Source organism: Terriglobus sp. (genome assembly GCF_965201105.1).
Classification (GTDB): domain Bacteria; phylum Acidobacteriota; class Terriglobia; order Terriglobales; family Acidobacteriaceae; genus Terriglobus.
Map to the genome: position 1 here is coordinate 3,408,979 of NZ_OZ241741.1, position 15,213 is coordinate 3,424,191.

At 62.2% G+C, this 15,213-nt stretch carries 14 protein-coding genes and 1 tRNA gene; 6 read left to right on the top strand and 9 right to left on the bottom strand.

Features of this window, described 5'->3' with window-relative positions:
• Positions 1-194: 194 nt before the first annotated feature.
• Complete coding sequence (locus ACOFKT_RS15060; RefSeq protein ID WP_419804804.1) at positions 195-440, top strand: hypothetical protein; 246 nt, start codon at positions 195-197, stop codon at positions 438-440.
• Positions 441-882: 442 nt separating this feature from the next.
• Here the strand turns inward: ACOFKT_RS15060 and ACOFKT_RS15065 are convergent, their stop codons facing one another.
• From ACOFKT_RS15065 to ACOFKT_RS15075, 3 genes are all read right to left on the bottom strand, one after another.
• Positions 883-1,185 carry a hypothetical protein gene (locus tag ACOFKT_RS15065; protein ID WP_419804805.1) on the bottom strand — a complete coding sequence of 101 codons (303 nt, stop codon included), beginning with the start codon at positions 1,183-1,185 and terminating at the stop codon, positions 883-885.
• A 173-nt stretch (positions 1,186-1,358) separates the two neighbouring features.
• Entirely contained in the window at positions 1,359-1,772 is a 414-nt protein-coding gene (locus ACOFKT_RS15070) for a hypothetical protein (protein ID WP_419804806.1), read from the bottom strand.
• Positions 1,773-2,146: 374 nt separating this feature from the next.
• Positions 2,147-2,223: transfer RNA gene (locus ACOFKT_RS15075), tRNA-Val, on the bottom strand.
• A gap of 148 nt (positions 2,224-2,371) precedes the next feature.
• Here ACOFKT_RS15075 and ACOFKT_RS15080 point away from each other — a divergent pair.
• Entirely contained in the window at positions 2,372-4,765 is a 2,394-nt protein-coding gene (locus tag ACOFKT_RS15080; protein WP_419804807.1) for a S9 family peptidase, read from the top strand.
• A 108-nt stretch (positions 4,766-4,873) separates the two neighbouring features.
• Complete coding sequence (locus ACOFKT_RS15085; protein ID WP_419804808.1) at positions 4,874-5,146, top strand: hypothetical protein; 273 nt, start codon at positions 4,874-4,876, stop codon at positions 5,144-5,146.
• A 96-nt stretch (positions 5,147-5,242) separates the two neighbouring features.
• On the opposite strand, the gene ACOFKT_RS15090 is transcribed toward ACOFKT_RS15085, so the two are convergent.
• Positions 5,243-6,451, bottom strand: coding sequence for a glycosyltransferase family 2 protein (locus ACOFKT_RS15090; protein ID WP_419804809.1), 1,209 nt, complete (start codon positions 6,449-6,451; stop codon positions 5,243-5,245).
• A complete protein-coding gene (locus ACOFKT_RS15095) occupies positions 6,448-8,403 on the bottom strand; it encodes a hypothetical protein (RefSeq protein ID WP_419804810.1) in 1,956 nt (651 codons plus the stop codon). Before ACOFKT_RS15095 ends, ACOFKT_RS15090 begins: the two co-directional genes overlap by 4 nt.
• A gap of 127 nt (positions 8,404-8,530) precedes the next feature.
• Between ACOFKT_RS15095 and ACOFKT_RS15100 the strand changes: the two genes are divergently transcribed.
• Both ACOFKT_RS15100 and ACOFKT_RS15105 read left to right on the top strand, forming a co-directional pair.
• Positions 8,531-10,051 carry a phosphatase PAP2 family protein gene (locus ACOFKT_RS15100; protein WP_419804811.1) on the top strand — a complete coding sequence of 507 codons (1,521 nt, stop codon included), beginning with the start codon at positions 8,531-8,533 and terminating at the stop codon, positions 10,049-10,051.
• 187 nt (positions 10,052-10,238) lie between these two features.
• A complete protein-coding gene (locus tag ACOFKT_RS15105) occupies positions 10,239-10,628 on the top strand; it encodes a LysM peptidoglycan-binding domain-containing protein (RefSeq protein WP_419804812.1) in 390 nt (129 codons plus the stop codon).
• Positions 10,629-10,952: 324 nt separating this feature from the next.
• Here ACOFKT_RS15105 and hslU read toward each other — a convergent pair whose 3' ends face one another.
• The 4 genes from hslU to hslV form a co-directional block, all read right to left on the bottom strand.
• Entirely contained in the window at positions 10,953-12,638 is a 1,686-nt protein-coding gene (gene hslU, locus ACOFKT_RS15110) for an ATP-dependent protease ATPase subunit HslU (RefSeq protein WP_419804813.1), read from the bottom strand.
• 2 nt (positions 12,639-12,640) lie between these two features.
• Positions 12,641-12,907 carry a helix-turn-helix domain-containing protein gene (locus ACOFKT_RS15115; protein ID WP_419804814.1) on the bottom strand — a complete coding sequence of 89 codons (267 nt, stop codon included), beginning with the start codon at positions 12,905-12,907 and terminating at the stop codon, positions 12,641-12,643.
• A gap of 61 nt (positions 12,908-12,968) precedes the next feature.
• Positions 12,969-13,328 (bottom strand): type II toxin-antitoxin system RelE/ParE family toxin, encoded by a 360-nt coding sequence (locus ACOFKT_RS15120; protein ID WP_419804815.1) that lies wholly within the window; start codon positions 13,326-13,328, stop codon positions 12,969-12,971.
• Between the two features lie 41 nt (positions 13,329-13,369).
• Positions 13,370-13,999: an ATP-dependent protease subunit HslV gene (gene hslV, locus ACOFKT_RS15125; RefSeq protein WP_419804816.1), complete on the bottom strand. Its 630-nt coding sequence runs from the start codon at positions 13,997-13,999 to the stop codon at positions 13,370-13,372.
• A 79-nt stretch (positions 14,000-14,078) separates the two neighbouring features.
• Here hslV and ACOFKT_RS15130 point away from each other — a divergent pair, with 79 nt between their 5' ends.
• Positions 14,079-14,942, top strand: coding sequence for a class I SAM-dependent methyltransferase (locus ACOFKT_RS15130; RefSeq protein WP_419807179.1), 864 nt, complete (start codon positions 14,079-14,081; stop codon positions 14,940-14,942).
• Positions 14,943-15,213: the final 271 nt, after the last annotated feature.

Sequence of the window (15,213 nt, forward strand, 5' to 3'; positions counted from 1 at the left end):
GGTTACGGAGTGGAGCGGCCGGGGCACGGCAAGAGAAGATCGTCGGAAACGACGTCACCCTGCGCTCACCGTGACGCATGGTGACGTGGTGGATCGGGTTTTGTGGAAATATCTGCTCAGCCTGCAACTTCCGGGTAAGCGGTTTGCGGACTTGTACCGACGCGCGGTTCGGGGGAACTCGTTAGCCTTTCCGTATGAGTAACCGGGCGGCGATTTACCCCTTTGAAACAGGTTTCGTGGTGATCGTGCATGCCGATGGCGTGGTTTGGACCAGGCATTACGCCCACGACCTGCAGGCGATCTCTGACCTGCACTACGTCCGGCTGCTTGACGACGATGGTACGTCTCCGTTCATGGGTGATTTCACCCTGCCTGACGCGTTCGATACGGTTCTGCTGCAGGCAACCGGCTTTCAGCGATGCGCGGAAATTATTCACTAAGGGACACAGAAGCCGGATCATGTCACGATTCGAAAAAAATGGGGACTTCGTTTCCGAAGCCCCTCTTCTCCCAGGTCTGTGTTACTGAGATTCATTCTGATGCAGTTCCCTGCGCGTCGCATCCCCTGAAGGTGGCATGCCGCTGTGACGGGACGCGTACGTGTTTGGTAACGCTCGAAAAGTGACCATCCTGCTATAGAGGAAATGGAGCCGCCCTCGTACCATTCTCCTTATTCCAAGCACTCTCTTCTCCCAGGATCGGGTGTGCTCTCGCGGAGTGAGGTGCGAACGCGTTCGCTTGACGAACGGCGTCCGCCTCGCCCGGGAGGGCGTTCTGAACCGACTCCCTCAGCTACTCTCAGCAGGACCTGCGTTGCTGGTAGCCGCTGGCAAAGCGCCTGTGCGTGACCTCTCGCCATAGCTGCACGGGCCGCTTGATTCGCTAAGACACCGTCCGGAACGACTTGCCTTCCGCGGGATCGTACAAAAACCTGTACTCCCGAGAGACCTGATCCATGTCGTCCGTTCCCAGGAACGACAAGCCGAGCCGATCGAATCGTTCAAAGAACTCCTCCCAGGTGATGGGAATGACGTTGTCCGGTATCGAGGATCCCCGGTGAAAGATCAAAGCCAGCACAGGTTCTTCCCCATCGACACGGCTGGGTAGTCTTTCCGCCGGGTGCGCGCTGTGCAGCTTTGCCCAGCGGCGAATCTCTTCATGGTCCGAGGTGGGTTCGTAAATCATGTCGCCTCCGAGGCACTGTCAAACGAACTGGACTACGGCAATGGTATTCATGAAGCCGGGATAACGAACCAGCCATTCACCAGAGCACATAGTAACTTCCGTGTCATGTGGTTCGATAGCATTGGTTCTTGATTTACGAGGCAGCATCGCATGCGCTTCGCCATGATCCTGAGCTAGTGATGTTCCGCAGCACGAGCATGCTGGCTGTCCCAATCCGTCAACGCCACGACAGTCGATTCCACAACCCCGTTCAGTGCGAAGACTTTGGCTGCCTTGGTTCCAGAGAACCCGCACACACTGGGCAGCGCAAAGGAAAATGCTGCGAAGGCTGCGTCCATCGCACCATGAACCGCAAAGGGAATGACCTGTTTCTTCCCGAGCGGGTAGTCGGTCAGCAGCGATCCCACCAGAGTAAAAGCTCCGGTGCCAGCCGCGGCGATGGCAGCCTTCGGGTTTTTCTTGCAACAAACGAGCGCCACCGTGAAGAAGAACGTCGCATGGCAGTAATCGATGATTCCGTGGGTACGAGCATCGATGGGCTTTGATAAACCGTTCTCGGTTGTGAAAAGACTTTTCAGCATGTTCATGACATGGTTCTCCGTAGACCAGGACGCTATCGCATGCAGCGACCAACCACTGTCGCTCAGCGAACACTTGCGCAAGAAGACGTGAGAACTGTCGCCCAGGTCCGTCATCGGCGCCGAGCGTATTCCTTCGACGGTATGCCGCAATTCATCTTGGAGATACCACGTCAATGACGTCGCGTCCGTTCACTGACCAGGGGCGCTTTCTTTGAAGTAAATCGCGACGGCGAACATGCGTCGTGGATACAAAAACAACTCAGATAACACAGCTTCCTTACAGCACGCGTGGGCAACTGCGCCCATATGCGGAAGCGATGGGCTCCGACTATCTCCCGCCGGTTCCACTGCTGGCTGGAGAAGTAAGTTGTTGTAAGGATTGGTAGGCACGATTGGATTCGAACCAACGACCTCTACCGTGTCAAGGTAGCGCTCTAACCAACTGAGCTACGCGCCTGCGTGGGGGCACCGTGGCATTGCACCGCGGCGGCTGCCGGTCGGGGCAGCAACAGCTTGTAGTGTACGGAGTTCGGCCCGGCGGAGCAAGCTGCCGCATCGTTGCCGTTTTCCCACGCTCCGCAATGCGGTCATCGTATGCTGCGGCCATGTCTGTCTTTTGGAGTGGTCGCTCGCTTTGTGTGAATGGCCCGTACCTGCTTGCGCTGGGCGCATTCCTTTGCCTGGGTAGCGCGCCGATCGGGGCACAATTCAGCGTGGAAGAGGCGCTGTCGGCACCCTTCACGAATCAGCTGACCGCTGCTCCGGCAAAGGCCCGCGTCGCCTGGTTTACCGACCAGGAGGGCCGGCGCAACGTGTGGGTTGCGGGCAGTCATGAGGCAGCGCGCACCATCACCGACAACACCGCGGACGACGGACAGGACATCGACGACATTGCCTGGTCGCGGGATGGCGAGCGGCTTGCCTGGACGCGCGGCACCGGACCCGCCGGCAGCGAACACACGATGGCGGCCAACCCCGCCGAACTGCCCGGCCCCGTGCGCCAGCATGTGGAGTGGATCGACCTGCGTGAGGAACGGCAAGGCCACAAGCCGGTGGTGCACATGGTGCAGGACGGGCACACGCCGCTGTTCGCCGCGGACGGCAGCCATTTGATCTTTCTGCGGCGCGGCGCCATCTGGATTGCTGACCTGGGTTCGGCCACACCTGCCACCCCCAGCGGAACTGTTTCCAGTGAAAGCAGGGATCAAGATGCGCCGAAGATCGACGCGCACGCGCCGGTGGCAGATGATCCCGAGCCAGCTGGCTCAACCAGTGCGCCGCCGCACGAAGCCGGCGTGCGGCAATTGCTGTTTGTGCGCGGAGCAGCGCGCGGTCTGCGACTGAGCCCGGACGGAACGCAGCTCGCATTCGTCTCTGGTCGCGGCGATCACAGCTTTGTCGGCGTGTATACCTTTGCCGCGCGGGCGCTGACGTGGATGGACCCGGGCACCGGGCTGGACCACGACCCGGTCTGGTCGCCCGGCGGCAAACAGATCGCGTTTGTGCGTGAAGTGCCGATCGTGTCTCCCATCGCGGATCGCTGGATGCGCGATGGCGCGCCGTGGTCGATCCGCATTGCCGACGTGCAGACTGGCAGCGGACACGAACGATGGCACGCCGACGCCGGGCCCGGCTCGCTTTTTCACGAGGTCAGTGCCCGCGATCAGTTGATCTGGACAGAGGGCGGCTCGCTCCTGTTTCCGTGGGAGAAGACCGGCTTTGTGCAGCTGTATCACGTCGCAACGCAGGGTGACCGCGCAGCCGAGCCTGCCTCCTTTGCACCAGCAGGCGCTGCCGTGAACTGGGAGGTGGACAGTGTCGCCGCAGACGGCAAGCGCGTGGTCTTCAGCGCGAATGAGCACGGCAGTGATGCGGGCGATGCCGAGCGCCGCCACCTGTGGTTTGCGAGCACCGGTGCAGGTGACGCACCACCGATACCGCTCACCTCCGGCCGCGAAATCGAGACTTCGCCAGCGATGCTGAGCGACGGCGGCATCGCCTACCTGCAGGGCGGGACGACGGAGCCGCTCACGCCGGTGCTCTCCGGCGATCCCATGCACCGTTCTATGACCGGCTCTATGAACCTCTCCATGAACCGGCTCGCTCCGCAACTTGCCTTTCAGCATCGCAAGGGCGATCGGTTCATCGAGCCCTACTTCACCCAACCGGAGGCGGTGAGCTTTGCCGCCGCGGACGGCATGCCCGTTCGCGGCCAACTTTTTCTGCCACGTGCCTGCCTGGCGCTGCCGCAGCGCGACTCTGCGCACTGTGCGCATCTGCCCGCGGTGGTGTTCTTCCATGGCGGATCGCGCCGGCAAATGCTACTCGGCTTTCACCCCATGCAGTACTACGCGCAGGCGTACGAGTTCAACCAGTACCTGGCGTCGCGCGGCTTTGCGGTGCTGAGCGTGAATTACCGCAGCGGCACAGGGTACGGTTTGAATTTTCGCCAGGCGCTCAACTACGGCGCGAATGGCGCCAGCGAAGACAACGATGTGGTTGGGGCGGCGAAGTACCTGCAATCGCGTCCGGAGGTGGACCCGCATCGCATCGGCGCGTGGGGCGGCAGCTATGGCGGGTACCTGACGGCGCTGGCCCTGGCCCGGCACAGCGACCTGTACGCGGCGGGCGTTGACCTGCACGGCGTACACGACTGGTCGCTTGAGCTGGATTTATGGAAGCCAACTGACGAGCCCGGCGTGGATCAGGCAGCGATTGCGCGCCGCGCCTTCCAGAGCAGTCCCATGGCGAGCGTGAACACCTGGAAGAGCCCGGTGCTGCTGATGCAGGGCGATGACGACCGCAATGTGCTCTTTGCTCAAACGGTGCGCATGGCGGCCGAGCTGCGCAGTCGCGGCGTGCACGTTGAGGAAAAGGTCTTCCCGGACGAGGTGCACGACTTTCTGCTGCACCGTAACTGGATCGACGCCTACCGGCTGGCGGCTGAGTTCCTGGAGCGCAATCTGAAAACGGCACCTTCCAGCGCCACGGCTCCATGAGCGACGCGACCGACAGGTTTGCCACGCGCGAACACTGTCGCGAACTTCTGCAAAGCGTGTCGCCTGCGACTGTTATTCTGAGTTCCCCGCCTGGAGCCTGCTCACCTGATGTCGATTGTTCGCCTGCCTGTTTCCATGCTTTCCATAAGTGCGGCCCTGCTGGCCGTGATCATCGGCTGCTCGCATCCGCTTGAAGTCGATGTGCCCGCCGGCTACACGGGCAAGGTAACCGTGTTCTGCAATCGATTGGCAGAAGTGAATCAGCCCATCAAGGTAGGTGCGGATGGAGCCGCGCCGAATGCGGTGTGCCCGCGTTCGCGTGCGACGCTTACCATCGTGCGCGCCGGCCAGCCGATACAGCCGGCCGGAGAGCCGCACTAGTCCATCACGGGCGATGGCATCGTGCTGGGCGTCGAGTTCGACGTTCGCTGATCCGCGGGGCGGCTGCGCGAGTAAAACCCACCCGGCAGATCCACTTCAGCGACGCCGCAGACCCAGCAGGCTCAGGAAAAAGCTCGCAAAGCAAACCTCGGCACCCAGCATTAGGCACAGCATGGACGGAAGCGTGTGCCGCATCATCGTGACCGGCGGCATGGGGCCGTACCCGGTGTGCGCCCAGCCGACCACCGACGATACCGCGATGCCGATGCCGGTCAGCAGCAGCAGCGCCCCCACCAGCAAGCCGGTTTCCAGTGTGATGTAGCGGAACCAACGATTGAAACTCGCGTCCTCCGGCAGCAGGCCCTCGGTCGTCGCGAACACCTTGGCCGCAACGCCGAAAAAGACCAATTGGAAGCCAAGCAGGATGGCCGCCGCCGCGTACGCCAGCGTGTCTACCCCCAGGTTCACGTGCCCCAGCGGGCGCTCCGCCGGCAGCAGCCAGGCGGTCAGCGCGCTGCCCACCAACATCAGTAGCAGGCCCGGCGCCAGGAACAGCCAGCGCGGCGAGTACATCAGCAGAAAGCGCAGGTGCCGCCAGCCGTCGCGCCACGTTTTCAGGTGCGGCGGACGCGACCGGCCGTCCTTCTGCAGGGTCGTCGGCACCTCGGCGATACGCTGCCCCAGCAGCGATGCCTTCACCACCATCTCGCTGGCGAATTCCATGCCGGTCGTGCGCAGATCCCACGCAGCATAAGCCGTCCGGCTGAAGGCGCGAATGCCGCAATGGAAGTCCCCGATCGGCGCGCGAAACAGCAACCGGCCCAAAAAGCTAAGCACCGGATTGCCGACGTACCGGTGCAGCGGCGGCATGGCGCCCGGGCCAATGCCGCCCTGGAACCGGTTGCCCATGACCAGGTCGTTGCCGGCGCGCAGCTCCGCCAGAAACCGCGGGATGTGCGCGAAGTTATAGCTGTCGTCCGCGTCGGCCATCAGAATGTAGCGGCCACGCGCCGCCGTGATGCCCGCATTCAGCGCGGCGCCATAGCCTCGCATGGGCACCGGGACCACACGCGCGCCGTGCTCGGCGGCGATCTTCTGCGAGCCGTCCGTGGAGCCGTTATCCGCCACCACCACCTCGCCGGCGATGCCGTTGTCCTGCAGCGCCGCACGCGCTTTGTCAACGCAGATGGCCAGCGTTTCCGCCTCGTTCAGGCACGGCATGACCACGGTCAGTTCGACCTCGCCGGGCGCGTATGCCTGTTGCGCGACCTGCACGTCCACGCGGCCTTGCAAATCGTTGCTCACCGTTCTGACTCCATGGGGCGTGACGCGGGCTCTCCCTTCAACGGTAGCGCGTAAAATCCCGTGCGGCCCAGCCGCTGCCAACCTTCATGTGCCAGGGGCGAGGTAAGCAGGTCTGCCGGATCGAAGTGGCCGACCAGCACGGGCGCACCCTCACGCTGCACCGCCTGGTACACCTCGCCGCGATTCGGCAGCGCGCTTAATGCCTGCGCCACCTGGTCGTGGTTGAGGAAGACCTCCGTCGTGGTGCGCACGCCCGCAAGCCGCATCCAGTAGGGGTCGTTCAGGCACGCAATGGTGCCGATGCAGGCAATGTCGCTGCCCTGCGGCACGCCCGACTCTCGCAGGCTGGCACCCACGTCAAACATCGGCGAGTCCTGCCAACCACGGCTGAAGCCACGAATCGATTGCTCACGGCGCAACTCCGCTGCGGTGCGCGCCGACTCACCCAGCGCGAGCAGGCACAGCAACGCAACGCAGGCCGAAGCCGCCGTTGCCTGCGTGCGCCATGCAAACCCCGGTGGCGAGGCCGCGTTGTCAGACGTCGCGGCCTCGCCACGCAGAGCGGCAAACAGTGGAAGCACCATGGCAAGGTAAGCCACCGTCACGTAGCGCTCTTCCACGTTGACCAATCCGTAGATGCACCACATCAGGATGCCGAGTGCAGCCGGCAACAGCAGAAAGCTTTGCGATGCAAAGCTTGCACCACGCAACCGAAGACGCGCGCCCAAAAACAGCAGCAAGCCGAGCAGCAGCCACGCCTCCGGATGGTTCAGGAGATAGCGAACCATCAGCACCAGATTGCGGGCGTCGCGCTTTGCCAGTTGCCCCACGCGCAAATGCGTGACGATGCGCTCATTGAAAAAGCTCGCGTCGAACCAGACCGGCAGCGTTCCATAGCGCAGCGCCTTGTAGCTGTACACGCCCGGCGATGCGAGGATCTGACGCTCCGGATGCAGGAGGTGGACATCGGAACTGCCGAAGCGTTCCGTCTGCCACGGCTCCAGGTGAAACTTCTCCGTCTGCCCCACGTACCACGCATAGTTCAGCGACCCTGAATCGCCAAAGTCGAGCCGGTGCTTCTGATGGGAAAGCGCGGCGACATACGGCCCGGCAATCGCGGCAAAGCACACCGTCGCCAGCGCCGCAAGCACGGCCACCTGTGCCAAACGACGCCGCAGCACCAGCCACTGCACCAGCGCAACGCCACCGATCGCAAGCAGCGACACCACCAACGCGAAGCTCTTCGTCAGGTATGCAAAGCCGAGCGCCACACCCATCAGCGCTGCCGCGGCACACCGCCATCGCTCGGAAATCCCGAAAGACTTGGCTTGAGAGTGCAGCGCCGGCCGGCAGAGCGTAAGCATCGCGCTGAATGCGAACAGTAGCAGCGCCTGCAGCAGAGCGTCGGGCCGCACTTTGCCCAGGGTCAGTTCGCGCTGCGATGCAATGACCAGCAAGCCCAGCCCCAGCAGCCGTAAACCGTCGCAAGAGAGCACGAACGCGCTGCCCTGGTTCTGTTCGCTGGTTTGCGCGAGCGGGGCTTCGCGGCCCAGCCATGCAGCATCGCGCAGACGGCACACCGACGTCGTGAACGCCAGCACCGCCGCAGCCTCAAACAAAAAAATGAAAAAGTTCACGCGGTAGTACGCATACAGCTCCGTAGCGCGAGTGGGATGAAACATCCATTGCCCCACCAGCAGCATTGCCGGGTACAGCGGATGCCAGTAAGCGTTGACCACGCCCGCCCACTGGTGCGTTCGGATCAGGTCGGCAATGTCCATGTACGCCACCGCATCGCCATCGATCGCATACGGGTCGTGCTGCATGCTGAACCACGCCACCGGCACCAGCAACACGATCACCAGCCACAGCACGCGGCGCAACCACGCCTGCCGCTGCACAGCAGGGGTCGTGCCGGTACCTTCTGCTGCTTGAACGTCGCTGTGCTGCATAGGCTATCGCCAGCATACCTTTCCTGACGCGCACATGTGCCACGCCGCCATGTTGCCGCGCTCCTGTTCACCCGGTGTTTCCGCAAGCCCGGGTCCGCTTTTGGAGAACGCGATTTAGTCTGGACGCATGCGCGCAGCCACAACGATCGCGGCAGGATGGATGATGAACTCTCGAAGCAGCCTGATGCTCCTGCTTGTGCTTTGCGGAGCCGAAGCGTTCAGCCAATCCACAGCGAACGTCGCCGTGCTGAAAGGGCTGGCGACCGTAACCGTGCTCTCCCAAACAGAGCAGGGCCGCGCCGCGTTGCAGGCGAACTATGACGTGACGGGCGCGATCCAAACCGGGACCACGCGTCTGCCTTCGCCGCTGACCTTTGAACAGCAACAACAGCAGGCCCTGCGCGATGCCTCCATCACCTGGAACAACGTGGCACAACTCGCCGACGGCCTCGGGTCCACGCTGGGCGCGGCCTATGTGGCGCGCGCGCACGACGACGCGCATGGGCATTCGCTGAACGTCTCGCCCGGAACAGAGAAGCTGATTGCCTACGCGCTATCCCTAAGCGGCAACGACTCCAACGCAGGCAAATACCTGTTCGCGAACCTGACCACAAATGGCCGACACCCCGCCCCTGCAAACCTGCAGGCGATCATGACCACCATGCACGGCGAGGCCGACCCGTTTGGCCGCGCCTACCACTTGCCGGCGGGCAGCCCCAACGCCGATCCCTTCGGCGATTCGCGTCCGTTCCAGACCTTGACCAGGACGGTCGAAATTTCAGGGCGCGATTACACCAACAAGTTGTCCACCAGTGTGTCCTACCAGCGCGGCCCGGGGATGGACCTGACGGAGAGTCCCTCCTACCCGAGCGGGCACACCACCTATGGCTTCACCGGCGCCCTGCTGCTGGGCGTGCTCGTGCCCGACCGCTATCCCGAGATGATTGTGCGAGGCGCGGAGTACGGCAGCAGCCGCATTCTTGTCGGCGCGCATTACGCCATGGATGTGCTGGGCGGCCGCGCCACCGCCCTCTATGACATGGCACACCTCTTGGCCAACGACCCGGCCTACCTGGACCGGCACCCAGAGCGCCACCCAAGTCAGCACCCAAATCGCCCCCCAGACCGGCATTCAGACCGGCATTCAGACCGGCACCCCAATGGGCATTCAGACCGGCACCCCAATGGGCATTCAGATCGGCACACTGCAGACGCAACATCCATCCACGACTTCCGCGCCGCGGTTGCCGTCGCGCGGCGTGAGCTGCAAACCGTGCTGGCATCGAACTGCGGAGACACCGTGCAGGCCTGCGCGGGCATGGACATTGGCCGCTTCAACGACGCCACGATGAACAGCCAAGCCTACGCGGCGACGCAGACCTATACCCTGCCCGTGGTCTTCGCCGCCACCGCGCAAACCACCGAAGATGTGAGCCGCCTTGCGCCGGAGGCGGGATACCTGCTGACGGTGGCGTACCCGTCGCTGACGTTGAAGCAGGCCGACGACCTGCTGACCGCCACGGAAGGTCCGGACGGCGGCTTTCTGGATGACGGGTCGGCCTTTGGCATGTACTCGCGTCTGAACCTGTATGAAGCCGCCGTGCGTGCGCGCGCAATGGAGGCACAGCATCGCGTCGCAGAGCGATAGCCGAGGGCATTTCGGCTCCTGACCGAAGATGTGGCAGGGCTGCTGGAGCCGCGAGCCTTCTGGGCACGGCGGCTCGTTCCCGGCGGCTTTGCGGCCACACAAGATTCTGAGCATCTCGCCAGCGTTCGTCGCGGCTCTCGCATCGAAGCAGGAGAACGGTCGACGCATCGATCGGGGAGGATACGCAGTGGCAGATCAGGCAGCGTTGGAACAGAAGTACGCAAAGGTCGGACAGGTGCTCACCGGCTTTAGTGATGTTGGATCCAAGATGGATGGTATTTTCATGAACGGCGATAAGCTCGTACTCAAGTGCGAGGTGCCGTCCAAGGTCGTCGTGAACCGCGTTTGGGACACCATCAAACAGGTCGATCCGAGCTATTCCGACTTCGAAATCCAAATGGCGCAAACCGGACCGGATGAGCAGCCCTACACTATCAAGCACGGCGACACGCTCAGCGCCATCTGCCAGCGCTTCTATGGCAATGCAAACAAGTACCCACAGGTGGCGCAGGCCAACCACGCTGACGCGAACAACATCCCGGTCGGCACCACGATCCAGCTACCCGTGCTCTCGTAGCGTCGCTGGGCTAGCTAAGCCGCAGAGATTGACAGCCACCACTGGCAGGTCTTCGGTTTCAGCTGCCGAGGTAGTCGAAACATCGCCGGCAAGTCCGCGGCTTTAGCCGCCGAGGTAGAGAGCGAAACATCAACCGGCTGCGGCTTTAGCCGCCGAGGTAGACGAGAACATCGCTGGCAAGTCCGCGGCTTTAGCCGCCGAGGTGACACATCCATCACCTCGGCGGCAATTCTCCATGATCTGCTTGCGCCGGACTCACAAATTCTGACACGGGCCCTGTGGACTGTTCCACGTGGAACAATTCTCGTCGCGAAACCTGAGCCGCTAAAGAATGTAGCGGCTCAGATCCTCGTTCTTCACAATGCTGGCGACCTGCTGACGCACATATTCGGCGTCCACGGCCACCACGCGCTCCACCGCATCGCCGTTGCGTCGCAGGACCACAGGCAACGGTGAGCCCACTGGCGCGGTTTCGCCCGTCTTCGGCGGCACAGTGCTTGCTTCCACCTGGGCGATAACGCCCTCTCGCGGCGGACCGTCCTTCTCCGCAGCCTGCGCCTGCTTGACCAGGTCCGGCGCCTGGAAACTGATCTCGTCCAGCACGCGCTCCATGATGGTGTGCAAGCGCCGCGCGCCGATGTTTTCCGTCGTTTCGTTGACGCGGAAAGCAAAACTCGCCATTTCTTCCAGCGCATCCGGCTGAAATTCGAGCTTCAGTCCCTCGGTTTCCAACAGCGCGATGGATTGCTTGACCAGCGAAGACTTCGGCTCCGTCAGAATGCGAAGAAAGTCCTCGACCGTGAGCGACTGCAGCTCCACGCGGATCGGAAACCGCCCCTGCAGCTCCGGGATCAGGTCGCTCGGTTTCGAGACGTGAAACGCGCCCGCCGCGATGAACAGGATGTGGTCGGTCGAAACAAAGCCGTACTTCGTGTTGACGGTCGTGCCCTCGACGATCGGCAGAATGTCCCGCTGCACGCCCTCGCGCGACACGTCAGGGCCGTGGCCACCCTCGCGGCCGGCGATCTTATCGATCTCATCCAGGAAGACGATGCCCGACTCTTCGACACGGTCGATCGCGGTGCGCGTGACCTGGTCCATGTCGATCAGGCGCGATTCCTCTTCCTCGATCAGGTACTCGAATGCCTCGGAGACCTTCATCTTTTTCTTGCGCGAACGCGGCCCGAAGAGCCCGGGCAGGATGTCCTTCAGGCTTACATCTGAATCTTCACTCGCACCCACGCCGACAATTTCGATGTTGGGCGCGTTGCGGTCGCGGGCTTCGATTTCGACGACGCGTTCGTCCAGCTTGCCTTCGCGAAACTGCGCGCGGAGCTTTTCACGGGCGCGCTCCAGGGCTGCGGCATCGGGCGCGGGCTCAGGTGCCGGCTCCGGTTGCTGCTGGGCTTGTGACTGAGCTTGCTCTTGCGCAGCCTGCAGCGCCTTCGACAGGTCAAGCTTGCTCAAGTCGAGCACTTCCACGTCCTTCGGCGCCTGCATGGTAATCACCTGGACAGGCGTGCCCGACGGCTTGGCATTCGCAGTAACCGGCGCAGGCAGCAGCAGGTCGAGGATGCGCTCTTCTGCGCTCAGCTCAGCCTTGTCTTCGACCTCCTCCAGCTTTTCTTCGCGCACCATCTCGATCGCGGTTTCAACCAGGTCGCGCACGATCGATTCCACGTCGCGGCCCACGTACCCGACCTCCGTGAACTTGCTTGCCTCGACCTTTAGAAAGGGCGAGTTCGTCAGCTTGGCAAGACGGCGCGCGATCTCCGTTTTACCCACGCCGGTGGCGCCGATCATGATGATGTTCTTGGGCATGATCTCGTCGGCGATCTCGGGCGCGAGCTTCTGCCGGCGGTGCCGGTTGCGCAACGCGATCGCAACCGCGCGCTTGGCGGCCTGCTGGCCGATCACATACTTATCCAGCTCCGCCACGATCTCTCGCGGCGTGAGCTGTTCAAGCGAAACGGACTGGTCCTCGGCTGTGCCGGGAAGATAAATAGCCATGCTTATGCTGCTTTGCTTTCTTCGGGTGAGGAAGCCTGCCCATGCGAGACGTCGATCGCAATGGTTTGTTCCGGAAAAATTGCGCGAACTTCCAGATGACCGCCCAATCCACGCACATACGCGTCAAGCGTGTTCAGTGAGAGATTTGTCCGCGTTTCGATGCGCGAGATTTCACTTTGTGCGATGCCGGTTGCGCTGGATAACTCTTTCTGCGTGTGGCGACGCAGTTTACGAAGTTCGTGCAATTGCATCTTCTCGAGCGTTGCCACAGCTTGAGCCTTGACTTCAGACATCTCCTCAGCGGAAAACTTGTGCTTCAGTTCCGACCACTTATGAGCCACGTGTATCTTCCTCCAGCAGGGCAAGCAGATGATTCGCGAAGAGCTCTTCAGCGCGTGGCAGTAGATCCTTATAAAACCTGCCATCCACCTTGATACCTCCTAACAACAACAGTGCCACCCGGCGACGGTCAAACGCGAAGAAGATGCGGTATGCGTTACCTGCATGTTGCACCCGCAGTTCCTTCAAGTTTGTGAAACGAGCACCCTTCAACGTGTCTGCATGTGGACGGCCGAGTTCAGGACCCCGTTGCATCAGCAGTTCGATCACATGAACGCAGCTTTTCTGCTCCGGTGCGCTCAGGGCTTCGTACCAATCTCGAAACTCATCCGTGAACTCTACTTCATACAACGTCTGTTCGACTCCCCGAGTATGCTCTGAAGCTCATATTTTTACAACTCCTCGATGACGAAGTTCGCGTTGGTGTAGATGCAGATTTCGGCGGCGATTTTCATGGCTTTCTCGACGATGGCGCGGGCCGGCAGGTCTGTGTTTTCGAGCAGAGCCTGCGCGGCGGCCTGGGCGAAGGAGCCGCCGGAGCCGATGGTCATGATGGCGCCGCTGTTCGGGCCTTCGCCGGTGGTGTCGGGCTCGATCACGTCGCCGTTGCCGCCCAGCAGGAAAATATGTTGCGTGTCCGCGACCAGCAGAAGCGCGTCGAGTTGCCGCAGCAGCTTATCGGTGCGCCAGTCCTTCGCGAGTTCGACCGCGGCGCGCGGCAGGTTGCCGGCGTACTGCTCCAGCTTGCTTTCAAACCGGCTGAAGAGTGAAAAAGCATCGGCGGTGGAACCGGCAAAGCCGGCGAGCACCTTGTCGTTATAAAGCCGGCGCAGCTTCTTCGCGCCCGTCTTCATCACGGCCGAGCCCATGGTCACCTGGCCGTCGGCCGCCATGACCACCTTGCCGTTGCGACGGACGCACAGAACGGTCGTCGATCGAATGCGGCGGCCTTCGCCAAGATCGTAGGGGTGGTACTGAAGGTGAGTTAGTGCCCTGTTTTGAGGCGTTTTCTTCGTTTGCATCAACCCTCAGTATACCGGCGCAGCGGTCCTGTCGCGACGCTCACGCCACGGCACCGTATTCTCGCAACGGAGCCCTCTGATCGAAGCCACGCCATCCCGGACCGCCTACCGCGTTGCGCTGCGCCGCGCGGCACACCAGGTTTTTGACGACCCGGTCGTCTTTCGTGACCCGCTCGCGTTACGCATTCTGGGCATGACAGCGGACAAGCTGGAACTGAATCAACTGCGCGCGCCGAAGCGGCCCTACTCGCGTTCGTTGCGGGCCTTTGTCGTGGCGCGCTCCTGCTTCGCGGAAGATATGTTGCACGAGGCTGTGGCGTCAGGCGGGACGCAGCATGTTCTGCTGGGCGCGGGCCTGGACACGTTTGCGTACCGCAATCCATACCCCGATGTGCGCGTGTTTGAGGTGGACCATCCCGCGACGCAGGAGTGGAAGCGCGCACTGCTGCAGCAAAACGGAATTCCGCGGCCGGACACCTGTCGGTACGTTCCGGTCGATTTTGAGCGGGACAGCCTCCTGGACCGGCTTGTTGCGGCTGGCTTCGACGGACGGGCCGGAGCAGTGTTTGCCTGGCTGGGCGTGGTGCCGTATCTGACCGGTGCCGCGATGCGGTCGACGTTGGAGGTGCTGGGTGCGCTGCCGGGCTCTGGCAAGCTGGTGCTGGACTACGGCCTGCCGAGGGCCATGCTGCCGCCGAACGAACAGTTGGCGCTGGACTCGCTGAGCGCACGTGTGGCGCAGGCAGGGGAACCGTTTCAGCAGTTCTTCTCGCCCGAGCAGATAGGAAGGGAGTTGGGGGACTCCGGTTGGAGTGTGCTGCAAGACCTGGACGGGATCGCAATCAACGCCCGCTATTTTGCGGGTCGCAGTGACAGTTTTGGTGTCCTGGGAAAAGGGGCGCGCCTGCTGCTGGCAGCGAAACACCAGCAGGAACAGGGTTAGTTCAGCTCTTCACTCTTTGCGCTGGTGCGCATTGCAAAGATGGAAGGGAGAACGAGCATACCGAGGAACGCAAGGCCAACAATCAAATCGTGCATGGAACATCCTTTTAGACGAAGGTCCCGCGTAAAGCATGGTGCGGGCCTGCCAGGCAAGTCATGGGGCTTGCCTTGGCTGGTTCCATGTTACGAATCACGTAAGTAGCGGCATGTACCACCTTTGGGGGATACAGCCTAACATTTGCGCCAAGTTTGACGATACAACGCATTCGTTA

Excerpts from the sequence above, each read along its gene's own strand:
- ACOFKT_RS15060 (WP_419804804.1), top strand. The coding sequence starts at position 195 with ATGAGTAACCGGGCGGCGATTTACCCCTTTGAAACAGGTTTCGTGGTG.
- ACOFKT_RS15065 (WP_419804805.1), bottom strand. The coding sequence starts at position 1,185 with ATGATTTACGAACCCACCTCGGACCATGAAGAGATTCGCCGCTGGGCA.
- ACOFKT_RS15070 (WP_419804806.1), bottom strand. The coding sequence starts at position 1,772 with ATGAACATGCTGAAAAGTCTTTTCACAACCGAGAACGGTTTATCAAAG.
- ACOFKT_RS15080 (WP_419804807.1), top strand. The coding sequence starts at position 2,372 with ATGTCTGTCTTTTGGAGTGGTCGCTCGCTTTGTGTGAATGGCCCGTAC.
- ACOFKT_RS15085 (WP_419804808.1), top strand. The coding sequence starts at position 4,874 with ATGTCGATTGTTCGCCTGCCTGTTTCCATGCTTTCCATAAGTGCGGCC.
- ACOFKT_RS15095 (WP_419804810.1), bottom strand. The coding sequence starts at position 8,403 with ATGCAGCACAGCGACGTTCAAGCAGCAGAAGGTACCGGCACGACCCCT.
- ACOFKT_RS15100 (WP_419804811.1), top strand. The coding sequence starts at position 8,531 with ATGCGCGCAGCCACAACGATCGCGGCAGGATGGATGATGAACTCTCGA.
- hslU (WP_419804813.1), bottom strand. The coding sequence starts at position 12,638 with ATGGCTATTTATCTTCCCGGCACAGCCGAGGACCAGTCCGTTTCGCTT.
- hslV (WP_419804816.1), bottom strand. The coding sequence starts at position 13,999 with ATGCAAACGAAGAAAACGCCTCAAAACAGGGCACTAACTCACCTTCAG.